This is a genomic window from Rahnella perminowiae, assembly GCF_019049695.1.
Lineage (GTDB): Bacteria > Pseudomonadota > Gammaproteobacteria > Enterobacterales > Enterobacteriaceae > Rahnella > Rahnella perminowiae.
The window spans coordinates 1-255 of sequence record NZ_JAFMOT010000014.1 but is presented as its reverse complement, the minus strand read 5'-3'; the positions used below and the strand labels follow the sequence as shown (position 1 = coordinate 255).

The following is a 255-nucleotide window of genomic DNA, read 5'->3' as shown; positions in this document are numbered from 1 at the left end:
CGCAGTTGTTCTCTTCATCGTATTCAAAGAAGTAAGAGATGCCGCTGTAGGCCAGGCGGCGCGCGATGTGCGCGTATTCGCTTTCGCCGAACTGCATCATGAATTTTTTCAGCGGGTACTGTTCATTGAGCGCAAACCGGAAATCCAGCCGGTCCATGTAGTAACGCAGGAAGGTGTTTTCGGTCATGCTGATGACGCTGTCGTTCTGGTAAATCGCGTTATTGCTGCCCTGATTTAACCGGGTGACGCGGTGTT

At 51.8% G+C, this 255-nt stretch carries 1 protein-coding gene; it reads right to left on the bottom strand.

All coding sequences use genetic code 11. From position 1 onward, the window contains the following. Window positions 1-255, bottom strand: a 255-nt coding sequence (locus J1781_RS00045) for a contractile injection system protein, VgrG/Pvc8 family (RefSeq protein ID WP_269154534.1), incomplete at both ends; no start/stop codon positions are given.